The following is a 19,427-nucleotide window of genomic DNA, read 5'->3' on the forward strand; positions in this document are numbered from 1 at the left end:
CCATGACCGGGGATCTGGCGGAGGCGGAGGACGCGATGCAGGAGGCGTATGTACGGGCCTGGCAGCGGTGGGAGCGGCTGACCAGGGAGGGGGGATCCGCTGCCGTGGGTGCGCACGGTGGCCTCGCGGCTCGCCATCAGCACACCAGGAACCGGCTGCGGGCGCAGCGGCGGCACAGGGCGGCGGCGGATGTCCCCGAGCCCTCGGCGGACCGCGTGGCGCTGATCGAGGCACTGCGGCAGTTCCCCGCCCATAAGCGGCAGACGGTGGTCCTGCATCATTCTTGGACCTCCCGCTGGAGCAGGTCGCCCGGGTCGCCCGGCACCGGATCAGACCCAGTACCGTACGGAGTCCTACAGCGGGAAGGCCGACACGTACGCCAGGCGCGGCACCGCGTCACCTTGTACGAGAGCGCGGGCATCGCACGGCGCGAAGCCGCGCTCCTTGGCGGGGCGCTGACGGAGCGCGGTCTGAAGCGGCACGGCGAAGGCGCGGGCGGCCACTGGTCCGACAGGACCGAGTCCGCCTCGTGGCTCAGGGTGGAGGTCGAGCGCGGGGGGATGTGGATCTCCGTGGTGGAGGTGGAGGCCGAGGGGCCGGTGACAGAGGAGTCGACGATCGAGGGGACGTCATCACCTCCGAAGGCCGCCGCCCCGTCAGGAAGAGGAACCATGCCCGGCCCCCCGGCTGCCGCCGCAGCCGCCCCCGGAGGGGCTGCTCCTGCGCCCCTGGCGGCCCGAGGCCCCCGCCGTCCTGGCGGCCTTCTCCGGCCCCGGAGACGGCCGCCAGGACGACAGGTCGGTCGACTCACCCTCGGCCGCCGTCGGCTGGATAGCCCGCCGCGCGGCCGAGGAGAGGCCGGTACGGCGTACGCCCTGGCGGTGGTGGACGGCGGGGCGGGTGTGCCATTCGGCAACGTCGCGGTGGGCGCGGTGGACCGCGTCCACCGCGACGGGCTGGGTCTCGTACTGGACGACCCGGCCGCACGCGGCAAGGGCGTCTGCACGTACGCCTGCGGGGCGCTCTCGCGATGGGCCTTCGAAGAGCTGACCCTGTTCCGCCTGGAACTGGGCCACCGCACGAACAACCCCGCCTCGTGCCGCGTGGCCAGGGTGGCGGGCTTCACAGTGGAGGGGCTGCAACGCCGGAATCTGACGTACGACGGCGGCGTCCACCACGACGTGGAACTGCACGCGCGGCTGGCGTCGGATCCGCATTGAGCGCTGCTTTGTGCCCATGGCACTGATGTGGGGATACGAACTCCGGCCCGTAATGCGACGAAGCGGAGGTATCTCGAGTAAGCAGCCTCCGGGACATTTCGTCACAGCGGGGATCCGGTGAACTGTCGGTGCCCTGCGCCAGTAATGCCAATTACTGGCGCAACACAACAGAGCCCTCATTCTTCGCGGAACTCGCTGAACGTGATGTCCGTGCATGCACCCCAATTCTGCGCATGCATGGTTTCACGTGCGGGTCAACCGGTGATCTTCCAACGGTCGCGATTTCCGTTTACCGTCTTTCCGGCCACCACTTTCCCGGACTTCGTCACCCTGAGGTGACCCATCAACGGGTTTGCCACGGAGGTGACGTCGCCGATCTGTTCGGAGGAGACCCACCAGGAGTTGCGCCGTTGGTCCTCAACTGCGTAGCAGCTCCTACCCTTGGGCTGCTTCTCCCGCTTGGTCGCGGCAGTCATACAACCCTGGCCCGGGAGATCATCCGCGATGGTGATGAGCTGGGTACCGGCGAAGCCCCAGTACTGATTGTTGGCGCGCTTGCACTTCGCTTGCGTGATTACCTTGCCGCGTCCGTTCCACTTGAGGCACTTGCCTGTAGAGACATTCTTGAGGTGAAACACTATGGCCTGCGCGTCGGCGTGAGCCTCCGTGCTGGTGATGCCAAAGGTTGCGCACATGATGAGTGTGCTCGCGGCTGCTCCGGCCTTACGGGTGAATTTCACGGAAACTCCCACGGGTCAGGGGGGTGACTAACTCCTTGGGAACATTTCTATGCCTCTGAGTGACGACGCGCACGCAATTTGAGGGGAACTTGAGCTACTTCTTTCGCTCGCCGGTATTCTCGGCCTGCTGGAGCGGCCACGCCTTAGCTCGGGAGGGCGCAGTTTCCGACAGGCCGAGATGGCGGCGAGGCTCGTCAGAGGGACTTGCGGGCTGCCGGGAGGGTCAGGGACGCCGAGTCCTCCGGGTAGTGGCAGGCCGTCAGGTGGCCGTCTCGGTTGCCGTCGATCTGGACCAGGGGCGGGTCCTCCGACGCGCACTTGTCCGTCGCCTTCCAGCAGCGCGTGCGGAAGCGGCAGCCCGAGGGCGGGTTGACGGGGGAGGGGACGTCGCCCTTGAGCAAGATGCGCTCGCGGCGCGGGACGTCGTCCGCGGTCGCCTCGGGGACCGCCGACAGGAGCGCCTTCGTGTACGGGTGGCGAGGGTTGCCGTACAGGTCCTCGCGGTCCGCGATCTCCACGATCCGGCCCAGGTACATGACCGCGACCCGCTGCGAGAAGTGCCGGACCACCGCCAGGTCGTGGGCGATGAACAGGAACGCGATGTTCAGCTCCTTCTGGAGCTTCTGCAGCAGGTTCACCACCTGCGCCTGGATCGAGACGTCCAGGGCCGAGACCGGCTCGTCCGCGACGATCAGCTTCGGTTCGAGGGCCAGGGCGCGGGCCACCCCGATGCGCTGGCGCTGGCCGCCCGAGAACTCGTGCGGGAAGCGGTTGTAGTGCTCGGGGTTGAGCCCGACCGTCTCCAGGAGCTCGCGGACGCGCGCCTCGCGGCCGCCGGCCGGGTTGATGCCGTTGACCTCCATCGGACCGGAGATGATCTTGCCGACCGTCTGGCGCGGGTTCAGCGACGCGTACGGGTCCTGGAAGATCATCTGGATCTCCGAGCGGACCGGCGCCAGCTCCTTGCGCGAGGCGTGCGTGATGTCCTTCCCGCGGTAGGAGATCTGCCCGCCGGTCGGCTCCAGGAGGCGCGTGACCAGGCGGCCCGTCGTCGACTTGCCGCAGCCGGACTCACCGACCAGGCCAAGGCTCTCGCCCTCGGCGACGGTGAAGTCGAGTCCGTCCACCGCCTGCACGGCGCCGATCTTCCGCTTGAACGGGAACCCGCCCATGATCGGGAAGTGCTTGGTCAGCCCGCTGACATCCAGGAGAGGAGTGGGAGTGGTGCTGCTCATTGTCTTGAAGTCCCGTCTCTTGTACGTCAGTCGCGTCGGTCGGCGTGGTGCGCGTCGCGCCTGGCCTCGGCCACGATGCCCGCGGCACCCGCCGTGCCGGCGAAGTCCGTGAAGAACTCCGACCGCTGCTCGGTGGTGAGGTGGCAGGCGGCGCCCCGGCCCGCGGTCAGTTCGAGGAGCGGCTGCTCACCCGAGCAGCGGCCCCCGCCGACCTGCTCGGTGAACGCGCACCGAGGGTGGAAGCGGCAGCCGGACGGCGGGTTGAGGAGGCTCGGCGGGGTGCCGGGGATGGGCGACAGCGGCACGTCCACCGGGCCGTCCAGGGACGGCATGGAGCCCAGCAGGCCCCAGGTGTACGGGTGCTGGGGAGCGCGCAGCACTTCCTTCTTCGTGCCGCGCTCCACGCACCGGCCGCCGTACATCACCAGGACGTCGTCGGCGATGTCCGCGATCACACCGAGGTCGTGGGTGATGAAGATGATCGACGTGCCGAACTCCTGCTGGAGGTCCTTGAGCAGGTCCATGATCTGCGCCTGGACCGTCACGTCGAGTGCCGTCGTCGGCTCGTCGGCGATCAGCAGCGTCGGGTCGCAGACCAGCGACATCGCGATCATCGCGCGCTGGCGCATACCGCCGGAGAACTGGTGCGGATAGTCGTCCACGCGCAGGTCCGGCTGCGGGATGCCGACCTTCGTCAGCATCTCGATCGACCGCGCCCGCGCCTCCTTCTTGGAGGCGCCGGTGTGCTTGCGGTACGTCTCGCCGATCTGCCGCCCGATGGTGTGGTACGGCGAGAGGGAGGCCAGCGCGTCCTGGAAGATCATCGCCATCTTGTTGCCGCGGAGCTTCTCCAGCTCCCGCTCGGTGGCGGTGAGGAGTTCCTGCCCGTCGAGCAGGACCTCGCCCTCGATCGTGGTGCTGTCCTTGTGGTGCAGGCCGAGGATGGCGAGGTTGGTGACGGACTTGCCGGAGCCGGACTCGCCGACGATGCCGAGGGTCTTGCCCTGCTCCAGGTCGAAGTCGAGGCCGTCCACGGCCTTGACCGTGCCGTCCTCGGTGGAGAAGTGGACGCGCAGGTCGCGTACGGAGAGGAAGGGGGTGCTCATGGGTTCCGGCTCCTAGGCGAGGCGCACGCGCGGGTCGATGAGTGCGTAGATCGCGTCGACGATGATGTTGAAGACGACGATCGCTGTAGCCGCCACCAGGACCACCCCGAGCAGCAGCGGGAGGTCACTGGTGTCGACTGCCTTGACCGACAGTTCACCGATGCCGTGCAGAGCGAAAGTCTTCTCGGTGATGATCGCGCCGCCGAGGAGTACACCGATATCGAGGCCGAAGATCGTGACGATGGGGCCCATCGCACCGCGCCAGGCGAAGCGGAAGAAGACCGTGCGGGCTGAGAGGCCTTTGGCCCGGGCCGTACGGACGTAGTCCTCACTCATGGTCTCGACCAGCTGGGAGCGAGCCATCCGAGTGTAATTCGCGGTGAAAATGAGCGCGAGGACAAGCCACGGGATCAGCAGCCCGGAGAACCACTTGGCGGGGTTGTCCGAGATCGGCGTGTACGAGGGTCGTTCCAGCAGGTGCAGCTGGTCGGTGAGGAGGTACACGGCGAAGACGCCCACGACGTAGATCTGCATCGAGGAAGCGATGAGCGATGCCGACGACGCGATCTTGTCGAGGGCTTTCCCCTGTTTGATGGCGGCCAGCATGCCGGTGCCCACGCCGAAGACCACGAACACGGCCGCGGCACCCAGCGACAGGGAGACAGTGGTCGGGAAGCGGTCGAGAATGGTGGCGAGAACGGGCTCACGGTTGCGGAACGAGTAGCCGAGGCAAGGCGCGTCGCAGAAGCCGTACGTGTCGTAATCGCGGCCGACGAACAAGCCCTCGAACCAGTGCCAGTACTGCATGGGCAGCGGATCAGCGATCCCCAGATTGTGCTTCACCAGCGCCAGCGTGTCGGGCGGGCAGACCTTGCCGCAGGCCAGACGAGCGGGATCGCGCGGGGCGGCATAGAAGAGGAGGAAGACGATCGCACTGATGATCAGCAGGATCACCGCGCCGCCGATGGTGCGGCGAATGAGGAAGCGGAGCATGGGAGTTGGGGTTCCTGACGGATGCCGTTAGGGAGGTGGGGGCGGGGCGGGCTCGCGCGGGAGCCCGCCCCGGAGGGTCGATCGTCAGGCCTTGACGTACGTCTTGTGGAGCAGCGTCGCGGCGAACTGCGGGTCGTGGATGGCGCCGCCGACCTTGGAGCCGTGCAGGTACCAACGGCGCTGGTAGGTCTCCGGAATGATCGGCACGACTTCCTTCATGATCCGCTTGTCGAGCGCGGCCCAAGCCTTACCGGCTTCCTTCGGGTCCGAGATGACGGCGTTCTTCTTGATCGCTTCGTTGATCCATGGGACGTCGCACTGGGAGACGTTGTTCTGGCCGTCACCTATGGCCGTGCCGTCGAGCATCGGCTGGATCATGGTGTACGCGGTCGGCCAGTCCGGGGACCAGCCGAACCACATCACGTCGAACTTGTTGTCCAGACGCTGCGCCTGGTCGTAGAAGTCCGTCGAGTTGAGCGGCTTGATGACCGGGTCGAAGCCCGCGGCCTTCAGGTTCTTCTCAATGACGATCTTGGTCTTGTCGTAAGTGGGGCGACGGGGGAAGGCATACACGATCTTCGTGCCGAGCTTGCCGGCCTTCTCCAGGATCTCGCGGGCCTTCTTGACGTCTCCCTCCGGCTTGTCCAGCTTGCCGTAGAGGTCGAACTTCTCGCGGCCGACGATGTCGGGGCTGAGGATCGTCGTCGCGTAGTCACCCGCGGTCGTACCGCCGTAGATCTTGCGGCTCTGCTCCAGCGGCCAGGCGATGAGGAGGGCCTTGCGGACCTCGACGTCGGTGACCCGCTTCATGTTGATGGCGAAGTAGTAGGTGCCCGACGACAGGCCGTTGAAGCTGCGCTTCTTGATGTCGGGCGTGGTGAGCACCTTCTGCATGCGCTCGGCCGGGATCGGCTCGTAGATGGCGACCATCTGCTGGTCCTTGCCCTGGTCGGCGATGAAGCGGTCGCAGGACTCGGGGCCGGTCGGCCCGAATTCGAACTCGAAGCTGTCCGGGTAGGCGTTGCGGATCGGGTCGGTCTTCGGGTCCCAGTGCTTGTTGCGCGTCAGTGTCATCGACTTGTCGATGGAGCGGTGCTTGACGATGTAGGGGCCGCAGGAGAAGGGCGCCTTGTCGTACTTCTCCTTGGTGTCGTGCTTCACCGGGGTGGCGGCGTACGAGTGCATCGCCAGGGTGAAGTTGAACTCCGGGCGTGCTTCCTTCAGATGGAAGGTGATGGTCTTCTTCGCCTTGTCGGTGACGATCGAGTCCAGGTGCTTGCCCTTGTACGGACCCTCGTACGCGTCACGCCACTTGGCGCCCTTCCCGGTGAGCGCCTGCTGGACGTAGATGGCACCCTCGGTGACGAAGGGGGCCCAGCCGCGCTCGAAGCCGTGCCGCACATCGTCGACCGTGAGCTCGCTGCCGTCCTGCCACTTCAGGCCGTCCTTCAGCGTGAAGGTCCAGGTCTTGTTGCCGTCGGAAGCTGTGCCCGTGTCGGTGGCGAGGTCTCCGACGAGGGTCTGGCGGCCCTTCATGTCGGTCTGGTAGCCGGTGAGGCAGCGCGCGAAGAGGTTGGCGATGGAGGAGTTGTACGCGAAGTAGATTCGCTGCGGGTCCAGGTGCGACACGTCGTCCTCGGCGACGCCGTAGATTGTGCCGCCCTTCTTCCCGCCGGGGACCTCGGGCGCCGGCCCGGTCGAGTCCTCCTTGGTGCCGATCTTCACCGACGCGTTCGTGTACTCCGTGGCACCTCCGTGCGAGCCGCCACCGCCGCCCGAGTCGCCACCGCTGCACGCGGACAGGACGAGCGAGCCGCCCGCCGCCACGGATGTCGAAATGAGGAGATTCCTGCGTGAGATTGCCATGTGACTACCAACCCTGTGTGAAGGAAAAGAGCGAAGAGCGGACCGGCGCGGCCCCGTCGCGCGTGCCGGTCCCGGGGAGTGTCAGCGTTTGGTCTTCGGGTCGAGCGCGTCGCGCACCGAGTCGCCGAGGAGGTTGAAGGCGACCACGAAGATCACCATGGCGAGACCCGGGAACACCATGAACGTGATGTCGTCCTGGTAGTACTTCGAGCCGTTCTGGATCATCACGCCCCAGTCAGGCGTGGGCTCCTCGAGTCCGACACCAAGGAAGGCGAGCCCCGCCTCGGCGGTGACGAACAGGGGTAGCGCGAGCGTCGCCTGGATCAGGATCGGCGTCCACAGATTCGGAAGCAGTTCCTTGAAGATGATGCGCGCCGGCGAGGCTCCCGTGACCTTGGCCGCCTCCACGAACTCCCGCTCGCGCAGGGCGAGTACTTCGCCGCGCAGAAGGCGGGCCATGGGTGCCCAGCCGAAGGCGGTCATCACCGTGATGAGGCTGGTGACGGTCAGCCAAAGCGGGATCTTGTCCTCGGGGTTGACCAGGACCGAGATCATCACCGGGAAGAAGGCGATGTAGAAGAGTGTGGAGGGGAAGGCCAGCAGAATGTCGATGATCCGGCCGACGAGGTAGTCGGTCTTGCCGCCGAGGTATCCGGCGGTGACACCGACGGTGATCCCGAGCATGGTCACCAGGATCGTCGTCACGGCTGCGATCAACAGGGAGTTGCGGATGCCGTAGAGGAGGAAGGTGAAGACGTCTCGGCCGAGTACCGGCTCGATACCGAACCAGAACTCCCCGTCGATGCCTCCGTTCGCCTTCACCGGGTAGTTGAAGTCGTTGAGCAGGCCCGGCTGGTCAAGTCCGTAGGTGTCGTACGGGTTTTTCCCGTAGGCCTTGGCGATCAGCGGCGCACAGAGGGCGATGACGAAGAAGAAGATCACCACACATGCGGCGATCACACCCGACTTGTCCCTCTTGAACCGGGCCCAGGCAAGCCGCCCCGGCGAACGGCCCTCGCCGCCCTGCTTCTTGGGCATGGAAGGGGAACCGTCGGTTTTGTCCGTCACTTCAAGAGTGGCGGCGGCGGCGGGAGTTGGCGAGGTCATGGCGCTCCAGGCCCGGAGGGGTCATCAGGATTCCGCAGGACAACCAGCACCTACGGGCTAGGCGCGACTTTCGCAAGGCGTTTCCCACGCGGTCAATGAATGTTCGGTCGCCTTGATGGGCTCTTGGGAATCTTGGTCAAGTCTTTACTTAATCAAGGACGTAGCATTGCCTTGGCGTAATCAAGCGTGATGGACAAGCTCGGGCCAATCCGGGCAAGACCGGCAATGAGTCCGATATTCGGGCACCGATGTCTCGGAATGCGTACATCCGGATGGGCTCGGACTCATACGCTCCTCATATGGGTGGGATAAATGTGCGGTTCGTGCTTTCTGCGGTGATATTGACCGGTAAGCGACTCGGAGCACGGTGAAAGCCCGGAACAGGAGGACTCCATGCGTGGAGCCACGCACGCCAAGTGGGCCGCATGCGCGGTGGCCGTCACCCTCGCGGCGACCGCCTGTGGCGGCGGCGGCGGAGACGGCGGCGGTGGCGGCGGGGACGGCTCCGGCATCGTCACCTCCTCCTGGGGCGACCCGCAGAACCCCCTCGAACCGGCGAACACGAACGAGGTCCAGGGCGGCAAGATCCTCGACATGGTCTTCCGCGGCCTCAAGCGGTACGACCCGAAGACCGGCGAGGCCAAGGACATGGTCGCCGAGTCGATCGAGTCGAAGGACGCGCAGAACTTCACGGTCAAGATCAAGGACAACTGGACCTTCAGCAACGGCGAGAAGGTCACCGCCAAGTCCTTCGTGGACGCCTGGAACTACGGCGCGAACCTGGAGAACAACCAGAAGAACGCGTACTTCTTCGGCTACATCGAGGGTTACGACAAGGTCCACCCCGAGAAGGGCGACCCGAGCGCCAAGACCCTCTCCGGGCTGAAGGTCGTCGACGGCAGGACGTTCACCGTCAAGCTCACCCAGAAGTTCTCCACCTGGCCCGACACCCTCGGCTACCCCACCTTCGCGCCCCTGCCCAAGGCGTTCTACGACGACCACGACGCCTGGCTCTCCCAGCCCGTGGGCAACGGGCCGTACACCGTGGACTCGTACACCAAGGGCTCGAAGATGTCCCTGCGCAAGTGGGACGCCTACCCCGGTCCCGACAAGGCGCGCAACGGCGGCGTGGACATGGTGGTCTACACCGACAACAACACCGCCTACACCAACCTGATGGCGGGCAACCTCGACCTCGTCGACGACGTGCCCGCGGCCCAGCTCAGGAACGCCAAGAGCGACCTCGGCGACCGGTACATCAACACCCCCGCCGGCATCATCCAGACCCTCGCCTTCCCCTTCTACGACAGCGAGTGGACCAAGCCGGGCAGGGAGAAGGTCCGCCGGGGCCTGTCCATGGCGATCAACCGCGAGCAGATCACCGAGACCATCTTCCAGAAGACGCGGACCCCCGCCACCGACTGGACCTCCCCGGTGCTCGGCGAGGACGGCGGCTACAAGGCCGGGCTCTGCGGCGACGCCTGCGAGTACGACGCCGCCAAGGCCAGGGAGCTGGTCGAGGAGGGCGGCGGCATCCCCGGCGGCCAGCTGAAGGTCACGTACAACGCGGACACCGGCTCCCACAAGGAGTGGGTCGACGCCGTCTGCAACTCCATCAACAAGGCGCTCGAGAAGGACAAGGCCTGCGTCGGCAACCCGGTGGGCACCTTCGCCGACTTCCGCAGCAAGGCCTCCCAGCAGGAGCTGGACGGCGCCTGGCGCGCGGGCTGGCAGATGGACTACCCGCTGATCCAGAACTTCCTGGAGCCGAACTACTACACCGACGCCTCGTCCAACGACGGCAAGTTCTCCGACAAGGAGTTCGACAAGCTCGTCAACGAGGCCAACGGCGAGACCGACAACGCCAAGGCCGTCGCCAAGTTCCAGGAAGCCGAGAAGATCCTCGCCCGGAAGATGCCGGCCATCCCGCTCTGGTACCAGAACGGCAGCGCGGGCTACTCCGACAAGGTCTCCGACGTCTCGCTGAACCAGTTCAGCGTGCCGGTGTACGACCAGATCAAGGTCGACTGAGAAGCCGGGAGCGGCCCCCATGGGACGTTATGTGATCCGGCGTCTGCTGCAGATGATCCCGGTCTTCTTCGGCGCCACTCTGCTGATCTTCCTGATGGTGAACGTGATGGGCGACCCCGTCGCGGGCCTGTGCGGGGACCGGAAGTGCGACCCCGCCACGGCCGTCCGGCTGAAGAAGGAGTTCGGCCTCGACAAGCCGGTCTGGCAGCAATACGCGACGTACATGGGCAACGTCTTCACCGGCGACTTCGGCACCGCCTTCAACGGCCAGAAGGTCACCGAGCTGATGGGGGCCGCCTTCCCCGTCACCATCCGGCTCACCATCGTCGCCATCGTCTTCGAGATCGTCATCGGGATCTCGCTGGGCGTGCTCACCGGGCTGCGGCGCGGGCGGCCGATCGACACCGCCGTACTGCTCCTCACCCTCGTCGTGATCTCCGTGCCCACCTTCGTCACCGGCCTCGTGCTGCAACTGCTCCTCGGCGTCCAGTGGGGCGTCATCAAACCGTCCGTCTCCAGCGAGGCGCCCTTCGACGAACTCCTGGTCCCCGGCCTCGTCCTCGCCTCGGTCTCCCTGGCATACGTGACCCGGCTGACCCGCACCTCCATCGCGGAGAACCGCCGCGCCGACTACGTCCGCACCGCCATCGCCAAGGGCCTGCCCCGCCGCCGCGTCATCACCCGGCACCTGCTGCGCAACTCCCTCATCCCCGTCGTCACCTTCATCGGCACGGACGTCGGCGCGCTGATGGGCGGCGCGATCGTCACCGAGCGGATCTTCAACATCCACGGCGTCGGCTTCCAGCTCTACCAGGGCATCCTGCGTCAGAGCACCCAGACCGTCGTCGGCTTCGTGACCGTCCTTGTCCTGGTCTTCCTGCTGGCCAACCTGATCGTCGACCTCCTGTACGCCGTACTCGACCCCAGGATCCGCTATGCCTGAACCCCATCAGCCGGAGCGCGCCATCGCGGCGACCGGCGCGGGCGGCGCGATGGACCTCGCCGCGAGCGAGGCGACCTCGCTGGAGAAGCCACAGCAGCCAGGGAAGGGCCCCGACGGCACCGGCCCCGCCGCGCCCGCGCGCAGCCTCTGGTCGGACGCCTGGCGGGACCTGCGGCACAACCCGGTCTTCCTGGTCTCGGGCCTGATCATCGTCTTCCTCGTCGTCATCTCGCTGTGGCCCTCGCTCATCGCCACCGGCAACCCGCTCGCCTGCGACCTCGCCAACGCGCAGAAGGGCTCCGCACCCGGCCACCCGTTCGGCTTCAACGAGCAGGGCTGCGACGTCTACACCCGGGTCGTGTACGGCGCGCGGGTCTCCGTCACCGTCGGCGTCTGCGCCACCCTCGGCGTCGCCCTCCTCGGCAGCGTCCTCGGCGGCCTCGCCGGGTTCTTCGGCGGCGTGTGGGACGCGATCCTCTCCCGCGTCACCGACGTCTTCTTCGCCATCCCCGTCGTCCTCGGCGGCCTGGTGCTCCTCTCCGTGGTCACCAGCTCCACCGTCTGGCCCGTGGTCGGCTTCATGGTGCTGCTCGGCTGGCCGCAGATCTCCCGCATCGCACGCGGCTCCGTCATCACCGCCAAGCAGAACGACTACGTCCAGGCGGCGCGGGCCCTCGGCGCCTCGAACTCCCGGATGCTGCTGCGCCACATCGCCCCGAACGCCGTCGCCCCCGTCATCGTCGTGGCGACCATCGCGCTGGGCACGTTCATCGCGCTGGAGGCCACGCTCTCCTACCTCGGCGTCGGCCTGAAGCCCCCGACCGTCAGCTGGGGCATCGACATCTCCGCCGCCTCCGTCTACATCCGCAACGCCCCGCACATGCTGCTCTGGCCGGCCGGCGCGCTGGCGGTCACCGTGCTCGCGTTCATCATGCTCGGCGACGCGGTGCGCGACGCCCTCGACCCGAAGCTGAGGTAGGCGCCCATGGCAACCGTGGCATCCGAGGCCGCCGCCCCCGGCGGGCACCAGCCGTCCAAGCTGCTCGAAGTGCGCGACCTGCACGTCGAGTTCCGGACCAGGGACGGCGTCGCCAAGGCCGTCAACGGCGTGGACTACGCCGTCAGCGCGGGCGAGACGCTCGCCGTGCTCGGTGAGTCGGGCTCGGGCAAGTCCGTGACCGCCCAGGCCGTCATGGGCATCCTCGACATGCCGCCGGGGCGCATCACGGCGGGCCAGATCCTCTTCCAGGGCCGCGACCTCCTCACGCTCAAGGAGGACGAGCGGCGCCAGGTCCGCGGCGCCGGCATGGCGATGATCTTCCAGGACGCGCTGTCGTCCCTGAACCCGGTCCTGAGCGTCGGCGAACAGCTCGGCGAGATGTACGTCGTCCACCGGGGCATGTCCAGGAAGGACGCCAAGGCCAAGGCCATCGAGCTGATGGACCGCGTGCGCATCCCGGCCGCCCGCGAACGCGTCGGCCAGTACCCGCACCAGTTCAGCGGCGGCATGCGCCAGCGCATCATGATCGCCATGGCGATGGCCCTCGAACCCTCCCTGATCATCGCCGACGAGCCGACCACCGCCCTCGACGTCACCGTCCAGGCGCAGGTCATGGACCTCCTCGCCGAACTCCAGCGCGAGATGAACATGGGCCTGATCCTCATCACCCACGACCTCGGCGTCGTCGCGGACGTCGCCGACACCATCGCCGTGATGTACGCGGGCCGCATCGTCGAGAAGGCCCCCGTCCACGAGATCTACCGCGCGCCCGCCCACCCGTACACCCGCGGCCTGCTGGAGTCCATCCCGCGCCTCGACCAGAAGGGCCAGGACCTCTACGCCATCAAGGGCCTGCCGCCGAACCTCATGAACATCCCGCCCGGCTGCGCCTTCCACCCCCGCTGCCCCCTGGCCCAGGACATCTGCGTCACCGAGGAGCCACCGCTCGCGCGCGTCACGTACGAAGGGCTCGTCGCGGAGCGCAGAAGCGCCTGCCACTTCTGGAAGGAGACGCTCGATGCCGCACGCTGAACCCGGGCGCGAACCTATCCTCCAGGTGCGCGGCCTGGTCAAGCACTACCCCCTGACCCAGGGCGTCCTCATCCGCAAGCAGGTCGGCGCGGTCAAGGCCGTGGACGGCGTCGACTTCGACCTCGTCCAGGGCGAGACGCTCGGCATCGTCGGGGAGTCCGGCTGCGGCAAGTCGACGGTCGCCAAGATGCTCGTCAACCTGGAGCGGCCCACCGCGGGCGAGATCCGCTACAAGGGCGAGGACATCACCAAACTCTCCGGCCGCGCCCTGAAGGCCGTACGCCGCAACATCCAGATGGTGTTCCAGGACCCCTACACCTCCCTGAACCCCCGGATGACCGTCGGCGACATCATCGGGGAGCCCTTCGAGATCCACCCCGAGGTCGCCCCCAAGGGCTCGCGGCGCCAGAAGGTCCAGGAACTCCTCGACGTGGTCGGCCTCAACCCCGAGTACATCAACCGCTACCCGCACCAGTTCTCCGGCGGCCAGCGCCAGCGCATCGGCATCGCCCGCGGCCTCGCGCTGCGCCCCGAGATCATCGTCGCCGACGAGCCGGTCTCCGCGCTCGACGTCTCCGTCCAGGCGCAGGTCATCAACCTCCTCGACCAGCTGCAGAACGAGTTCGACCTGAGCTACGTCTTCATCGCCCATGACCTGTCGATCGTGCGGCACATCTCCGACCGGGTCGGCGTCATGTACCTCGGACGGATCGTCGAGACCGGCTCCGACGAGGAGATCTACGAGCATCCGACGCACCCCTACACCCAGGCGCTGCTCTCCGCCGTGCCGGTCCCCGACCCCGAGGCGCGCGAGCACCGGGAGCGGATCATCCTCAGCGGAGACGTGCCCTCGCCCGCCAACCCGCCCTCGGGCTGCCGGTTCCGCACCCGCTGCTGGAAGGCGCGGGAGCGGTGCGCCCTGGAGGTGCCGGCGCTGGCGGTCCCCGCGGAGTTCCGTTACGAGCAGGGGCCCGCGGCACACGACTCCGCCTGCCACTTCGCCGAGGAGAAGCAGGTCGTGCCGTAGCCGGGGCCCCGCAGGACCTCTACGCGAGCCCCAGCGACCGCTTCAGGAAGCCCACTTGGAGATCGAGCAGATTCTCCGCGACCCGCTCGTGCGCCATCATGTGCGTCACGCCCGACAGGGGCAGCACCTCATGCGGACGCCCCTCGGCGAGCAGCGCCGAGGAGAGCCGCAAGGAGTGCGCCACCACCACGTTGTCGTCGGCGAGGCCGTGCACGATCAGCATCGGCCGGTGCGGCTCGGCCGCATCGACCAGACCGTCGTCCCAGACCAGCGAGTTGTGCCGGTAGGTCTGCGGGTTCCGGGTCGGATCGCCCAGATACCGCTCCTCGTAGTGCGTGTCGTACAGCCGCAGGTCCGACACCGGCGCGATGGCCACCGCCGCGTGGAACACGTCGGGGCGGCGCAGCGCGGCCATCGCCGCGAGGTAGCCGCCGTAGGACGAGCCGCGGATCGCCACCCGGTCCAGGTCCAGGGGGTACTCCCCGGTCGCCGCGAGGGAGTGCAGGGCGTCGACCTGGTCGTCGAGCGTCACCGTGAGGTCGTTCCTGATCGACTTCTCCCAGGCGGGGGAGCGCCCCGGTGTACCGCGGCCGTCCGCCACGATCACCGCGAACCCCTGATCGGCGAACCACTGTGAGGTCAGGAAGACGCCCTGCGCACACTGCACACGCTGACCGCGCGGACCGCCGTACGGATCGAGGAGTACCGGAAGTGGCCCGTCCGCCGCCTTGTACTCCGTGGGGAGCAGGACGGCGCACGGGATCCGGCGCGTGCCCCCTTCCGTGAGCGTCACGCGCGGCGTGAGCCCCGGGCGCCGGGCGTGTGAGGCGACGGTGGCGACCCGCTTGCCGTCGCGCAGCACCTGGACCCGGGCGCCGGGCCGGTCGAGGGCGGCCGAGACGAGCACGGTGAGACCGCCCGCACGCACCGCCGAGTGCACACCGGGTTCCCGCGAGAGGCGTTCCACACCCAGTTCGTTGACGCGGTAGACATGCACCTCGCCGATCTCGGGGTCGGCCGCCGCCGCACCCGCCGACGCCGAGACGAGGATGTCCTCCTCGGTCACGTCCAGGACCGCCCGGACGTGCAACTGCGCTCCGGTCAGCGGCCGTTCGCCCCAGGCGAGGACCCGCGCGCCGCCCTCGTCGACGATCCGCACCAGCTTGCCGCTGGGGGACCAGCAGGGCACTCCAGGGAAAAGTTCCAGCCAGTCGGCGTCCTCCTCGGCGTGCACCATCCGTGTCGAACCGTCCTCGGGATTGACCGCGAGGTACGACTGGCTCCGCTGGTCGCGGGATTGCACGAGCACCAGCGGGGCGCTCTCCGCCGACCAGTGCACCCGGGCGAGATAGGGGTGGCGGACGCGGTCCCACACCACCTCGGTGCGCGACCCGTCGAGACCGAGGACGAACAGCCGTACGTCGGCATTCGCCGTGCCCGCCGCCGGATAGGCGACCTTGACGGGCTCGCGGTCCGGGTGCGCGGGATCGGCGATCCACCAGCGCTCGACCGGGGCGTCGTCGACCCGCGCGACGAGCAGCCGGTCGGAGTCGGGCGACCACCAGAAGCCGCGGTGCCGCGCCATCGACTCGGCCGCGACATGCTCCGCGAGGCCGTAGGTGACCGTCTCCGCGTGGCCGGATTCCGGCTCCGCGAGCGCCCTGTCCCCCTCGCCGTCGGCGCCCGTCACGCGCAGGGCGCCGCCGGACACGTACGCGACATGACGGCCGTCGGGCGAGGGGCGCGGGTCGATCACCGGGCCCCGCGCGGGGAGCCGGCGTGTGGTGCCCGCGCGCAGCTCCGCCGTGTAGAGGCGGCCCGAAAGCGCGAACGCGGCCAGCTCCACCGCGGCGTCCGTCGCGTACTCCACGATGCCCGCGCCGCCCTGCCGGCTGCGCTCGCGCCGCGCCCGCTCCCGGGGGGAGAGCCGCTCGGCGGCGCCGCCGAGCAGCACCCCCGGATCCGCCGCCACCCGCTCGACGGCGCCGCCCGCCAGGTCAAGGACCCAGAGCGCGCCCACCGGGTCGGTGCCGGAGGACGAGCGCAGGAACACCACCCGCGACCCGTCGGGCGCGACGGTGAAGGCGCGGGGCGCGCCGAGAGTGAAGCGCTGCGTCCGCGCGTTCTCGCGCGGGAAGGAGACCCGCCGCGCCGGGCTGCCGTCGGGCATGGGGATTCCGGGGTTCTCGGTCGTCATCTCCCGACCCTATGGCGCATGCGCCCCCCTGTGCTGCCGTGCTCCGACTCATGCGTCCGCACGGATAGTTATGATCCGTAGCGCTTGGTGGGTATGAACCCGCTGGCGTCCGCACTGGGTTACGGCAACGACTTGGAGGTGACCGCCGTGGCACTCTCGATTTCGGCGGTGGTGCTGCTGGCGATCATCGTCTTCCTGCTGGTCAAGAAGTCAGGGCTGAAAGCGGGGCACGCGGTCGTCTGTACGCTGCTCGGCTTCTACCTGGCCAGCTCGTCCGTCGCGCCGACGATCAGCGAGCTGACGACGAATGTGGCGGGGATGATCGGCGACATCAAGTTCTGACCCGCACCGGCGCCCTGGCGGGCGGGTTCCGCGCGGCCTCCTGGGGCGCTCTCGCGCGGCCCTCGTAGGGTGGTCCCATGACGGAACCGCCCGCCCGGCGCCTGCTGCTCGTGCACGCGCACCCAGACGACGAGTCGATCAACAATGGCGCGACCATGGCCAAGTACGCGGCCGAGGGCGCCCATGTCACGTTGGTGACCTGCACGCTGGGCGAGGAGGGCGAGGTCATCCCGGCCGAGCTCGCCCACCTCGCCGCCGACCGCGAGGACTCCCTGGGCGCCCAGCGCATCGGGGAACTGGCCGCCGCCATGAAGGAACTGGGCGTCACCGACCACCGCTTCCTCGGCGGCACCGGCCGCTACCGCGACTCCGGGATGATGGGTCTCGAACAGAACCACCGCCCCGGAGCCTTCTGGGCGGCCGACGTCGACGAGGCGGCCGCGCACCTCGTCGAGGTGATCCGCGAGGTACGGCCGCAGGTCCTCGTCACCTACGACCCGGACGGCGGGTACGGCCACCCCGACCACATCCAGGCGCACCGCGTCGCCATGCGCGCCGCCGACCTCGCGGCCGAGCCCGCCTTCCGCGCCGACCTCGGCGAGCCGCACACCATCGGCAAGATCTACTGGAACCGCGCGCCGCGGTCCGTGGTCGAGGAGCGCTTCCGGTGGATGTCGGGCCCGCTGCGGTTCTCGCCGTTCACGACCCCCGCCGCCGTCGCGGACGTGCCGGGCGTCACGGACGACGAGCGGATCACGACGGAGATCGACGGCACCCCCTACAAGGCGGCCAAGGCGGCGGCGATGCGGGCCCACGCCACCCAGATCACGGTGAGCGAACCGCTGTTCGTCCTCTCGAACGATCTCGCCCAGCCCATCTTCGAGGTGGAGTACTACGAACTCGTGCGGGGAGAGATGTCGCGTCAGGACGGTGCCCGCGAGACGGATCTCTTCGCGGGGCTCGAAAAGGTGATGGATGTGACTGAGGTGACCGGGCTGTGAGTACGCGATCTCGAGCGTCGTCTTCGGGCTCCGCTGCGTCAGGGTCGTCTGGTTCGTCAGGGTCGTCTGGGTCGGCGTCGGCTTCGGCGTCGGATCCGGCGCCCACCGCGCCCGCGGGGAGCTTCCTCGCGCAGCCCCTGAGAGCGGGACGAGTCGCCGCGTACGCCGGTCTCTTCGTGCTCGGCGCCGTCGTGGGCGCGGCGGGCGCGCTCGTCCAAGGCGGGTTCTTCCCCGCCGGGTTGCTGCTCGCCCTCCTCGGCGCCGCCGGTGTCTTCTACGGCGGGGCGCGGGCCGTCGGCACCGGGGCGGGGGCCGTCGCGCCCGCCGTCGGGTGGCTGGTCGCCGTCATGCTGCTCACCGCCACCAGACCCGAAGGGGACTTCCTCTTCGAGGCGGGTCCGGGCTCGTACGGCTTCCTGGCCGGCGGCATGGTGGTGGCTGTGATGTGTGCCACCCTCGGCCGGCGGCCGCAACCGGGCGGGCCCGCCGCCCGACTTGGCAAGTGACGTACCACTTCGGCCCGCGTCCCGCACGGGTTTGACGCCGGTCACAGGAAGAGCGCCGACGGCGGCCAGTATGGTGGTGCGGCCGCCGAGCCTCCCCAACCTCCGGCCGGGGGGGACCCCGGATGAGGTCGAGACGGGCGGCGGAGTCAACCAGGAGAACCTGCCTTGAGTCGTGAAACTGACAGTTCGTCCCCCGGGCCCCAGGGGCGCGGCGGAGCCGCATACCCCTCGGGGACGCCGCCCTACGGCTCCCCGGCACAGGGCGCAGCCGCCGACGGCGGCGCGGACGGCCGGCGGCGGCAGGCCGCCGACGAGCGGCCCGAAGAGCCCGAGACCCAGACCACGCTGACCACCCGGATCCGGATCAACATCCCCGGTTCGCGGCCCATCCCGCCGGTCGTCATGCGTACGCCCGTCGGCGACGAGGGCGGCTCGCGCGGCGACGCGGGCGGTGGCTCGCGCGGCGACGCCTCGTACGAGGGCGACGAGAGCCGCCGTGACGCCAGCGCGCCGGGGGCTCCCGGCGCGGGGGACGCGGGCGCCGCGAGGGGGGACGCTTCCGGCGGGGACCTTTCTGGCGGTTCCGGTTCGGGTGCGGGGTCCGCACCCGGTGAGGGCGGCGCGGGCGGTTCCGGCGCGGCCGGCGAGAAGACGAGCGACTGGTTCGCGCCGCGCAAGCCCGCGCGGGGCGAGAGCGGTGCGCCGGGCGAGGCGACGGGCGGCGTACCGGGCGCGGGCGGGGCGCCGGTCAACGGCGGCCCCTCGGCGACCGGTTCGGGCGGCTCGGGTGGCCCGGGAGCCCCTGGCGGCCCCGGCGGCCCCAGCACCGGCATGAACGGCCCCGGCGGCCCCGGCACCGGCCCCTACGACGTGTCCGGCGCCGTCGCGTCGGGCCCCCTCGGCTCGGGGACCCCGCAGGGCGGCGACCTGCCGTACTTCTCCTCGGGCCCGGGCACCGGCGGCCCCCAGGACTCCCGTGGCCCCGCGGGCCCGACCGGCGGCCCCGTCACCGGCGACAGCCCGCTGACGCCGCCCACGCCCGGCCCGCGCCCCACGGCACCCGGCCCCGGCGGCCCGGGCG

16 protein-coding genes and 2 pseudogenes are annotated in these 19,427 nt (G+C 69.0%); 10 read left to right on the forward strand and 8 right to left on the reverse strand.

Annotated features, from left to right (window positions below; translation table 11 throughout):
* Window positions 1-353: 353 nt before the first annotated feature.
* Window positions 354-503, reverse strand: coding sequence for a hypothetical protein (locus GKQ77_RS03725; protein WP_219687247.1), 150 nt, complete (start codon window positions 501-503; stop codon window positions 354-356).
* Between the two features lie 411 nt (window positions 504-914).
* Between GKQ77_RS03725 and GKQ77_RS33820 the strand changes: the two are divergent.
* A pseudogene (locus GKQ77_RS33820) lies at window positions 915-1,220 on the forward strand (GNAT family N-acetyltransferase); the annotation flags it as partial.
* 254 nt (window positions 1,221-1,474) lie between these two features.
* Here the strand turns inward: GKQ77_RS33820 and GKQ77_RS03735 are convergent.
* The 6 genes from GKQ77_RS03735 to GKQ77_RS03760 form a co-directional block, all read right to left on the reverse strand.
* On the reverse strand, window positions 1,475-1,960 hold the full coding sequence (locus GKQ77_RS03735) for a ricin-type beta-trefoil lectin domain protein (RefSeq protein WP_219687227.1): 486 nt from the start codon (window positions 1,958-1,960) through the stop codon (window positions 1,475-1,477).
* 194 nt (window positions 1,961-2,154) lie between these two features.
* Entirely contained in the window at window positions 2,155-3,195 is a 1,041-nt protein-coding gene (locus GKQ77_RS03740) for an ABC transporter ATP-binding protein (protein ID WP_219687228.1), read from the reverse strand.
* Between the two features lie 26 nt (window positions 3,196-3,221).
* Window positions 3,222-4,301, reverse strand: a complete 1,080-nt coding sequence (locus tag GKQ77_RS03745; RefSeq protein ID WP_219687230.1) for an ABC transporter ATP-binding protein — start codon at window positions 4,299-4,301, stop codon at window positions 3,222-3,224.
* 12 nt (window positions 4,302-4,313) lie between these two features.
* Complete coding sequence (locus tag GKQ77_RS03750) at window positions 4,314-5,294, reverse strand: ABC transporter permease (protein ID WP_219687231.1); 981 nt, start codon at window positions 5,292-5,294, stop codon at window positions 4,314-4,316.
* 84 nt (window positions 5,295-5,378) lie between these two features.
* Window positions 5,379-7,160: an ABC transporter substrate-binding protein gene (locus tag GKQ77_RS03755; RefSeq protein WP_219687232.1), complete on the reverse strand. Its 1,782-nt coding sequence runs from the start codon at window positions 7,158-7,160 to the stop codon at window positions 5,379-5,381.
* 81 nt (window positions 7,161-7,241) lie between these two features.
* Complete coding sequence (locus GKQ77_RS03760; RefSeq protein WP_219687233.1) at window positions 7,242-8,267, reverse strand: ABC transporter permease; 1,026 nt, start codon at window positions 8,265-8,267, stop codon at window positions 7,242-7,244.
* A 393-nt stretch (window positions 8,268-8,660) separates the two neighbouring features.
* Here GKQ77_RS03760 and GKQ77_RS03765 point away from each other — a divergent pair, with 393 nt between their 5' ends.
* The 5 genes from GKQ77_RS03765 to GKQ77_RS03785 are packed head-to-tail and all read left to right on the forward strand — an operon-like array spanning window position 8,661 to window position 14,300.
* Entirely contained in the window at window positions 8,661-10,298 is a 1,638-nt protein-coding gene (locus tag GKQ77_RS03765) for a peptide ABC transporter substrate-binding protein (RefSeq protein WP_219687234.1), read from the forward strand.
* A gap of 19 nt (window positions 10,299-10,317) precedes the next feature.
* Window positions 10,318-11,241, forward strand: a complete 924-nt coding sequence (locus GKQ77_RS03770; protein WP_219687235.1) for an ABC transporter permease — start codon at window positions 10,318-10,320, stop codon at window positions 11,239-11,241.
* Entirely contained in the window at window positions 11,234-12,220 is a 987-nt protein-coding gene (locus GKQ77_RS03775) for an ABC transporter permease (protein WP_219687236.1), read from the forward strand. Before GKQ77_RS03770 ends, GKQ77_RS03775 begins: the two co-directional genes overlap by 8 nt.
* Window positions 12,221-12,226: 6 nt before the next feature.
* Window positions 12,227-13,273, forward strand: coding sequence for an ABC transporter ATP-binding protein (locus GKQ77_RS03780; protein WP_219687237.1), 1,047 nt, complete (start codon window positions 12,227-12,229; stop codon window positions 13,271-13,273).
* Window positions 13,260-14,300 carry an ABC transporter ATP-binding protein gene (locus GKQ77_RS03785; protein WP_219687238.1) on the forward strand — a complete coding sequence of 347 codons (1,041 nt, stop codon included), beginning with the start codon at window positions 13,260-13,262 and terminating at the stop codon, window positions 14,298-14,300. Before GKQ77_RS03780 ends, GKQ77_RS03785 begins: the two co-directional genes overlap by 14 nt.
* 19 nt (window positions 14,301-14,319) lie before the next feature.
* Here the strand turns inward: GKQ77_RS03785 and GKQ77_RS03790 are convergent, their stop codons facing one another.
* Window positions 14,320-16,497 carry a S9 family peptidase gene (locus GKQ77_RS03790; protein ID WP_258020795.1) on the reverse strand — a complete coding sequence of 726 codons (2,178 nt, stop codon included), beginning with the start codon at window positions 16,495-16,497 and terminating at the stop codon, window positions 14,320-14,322.
* A gap of 147 nt (window positions 16,498-16,644) precedes the next feature.
* Here GKQ77_RS03790 and GKQ77_RS03795 point away from each other — a divergent pair, with 147 nt between their 5' ends.
* The 4 genes and pseudogenes from GKQ77_RS03795 to GKQ77_RS03810 form a co-directional block, all read left to right on the forward strand.
* Window positions 16,645-16,839 carry a hypothetical protein gene (locus tag GKQ77_RS03795; RefSeq protein WP_055548403.1) on the forward strand — a complete coding sequence of 65 codons (195 nt, stop codon included), beginning with the start codon at window positions 16,645-16,647 and terminating at the stop codon, window positions 16,837-16,839.
* A 77-nt stretch (window positions 16,840-16,916) separates the two neighbouring features.
* The gene (mshB, locus tag GKQ77_RS03800; RefSeq protein WP_219687239.1) at window positions 16,917-17,840 is read left to right on the forward strand and encodes an N-acetyl-1-D-myo-inositol-2-amino-2-deoxy-alpha-D-glucopyranoside deacetylase; all 924 of its coding nucleotides are present in this window, start codon (window positions 16,917-16,919) and stop codon (window positions 17,838-17,840) included.
* Window positions 17,841-17,977: 137 nt separating this feature from the next.
* Window positions 17,978-18,346, forward strand: a complete 369-nt coding sequence (locus GKQ77_RS03805) for a DUF6113 family protein (protein WP_258020799.1) — start codon at window positions 17,978-17,980, stop codon at window positions 18,344-18,346.
* Window positions 18,347-18,511: 165 nt separating this feature from the next.
* A pseudogene (locus GKQ77_RS03810) lies at window positions 18,512-19,427 on the forward strand (hypothetical protein); the annotation flags it as partial.

It is taken from the genome of Streptomyces anatolicus (genome assembly GCF_019400875.1).
Lineage (GTDB): Bacteria > Actinomycetota > Actinomycetes > Streptomycetales > Streptomycetaceae > Streptomyces > Streptomyces anatolicus.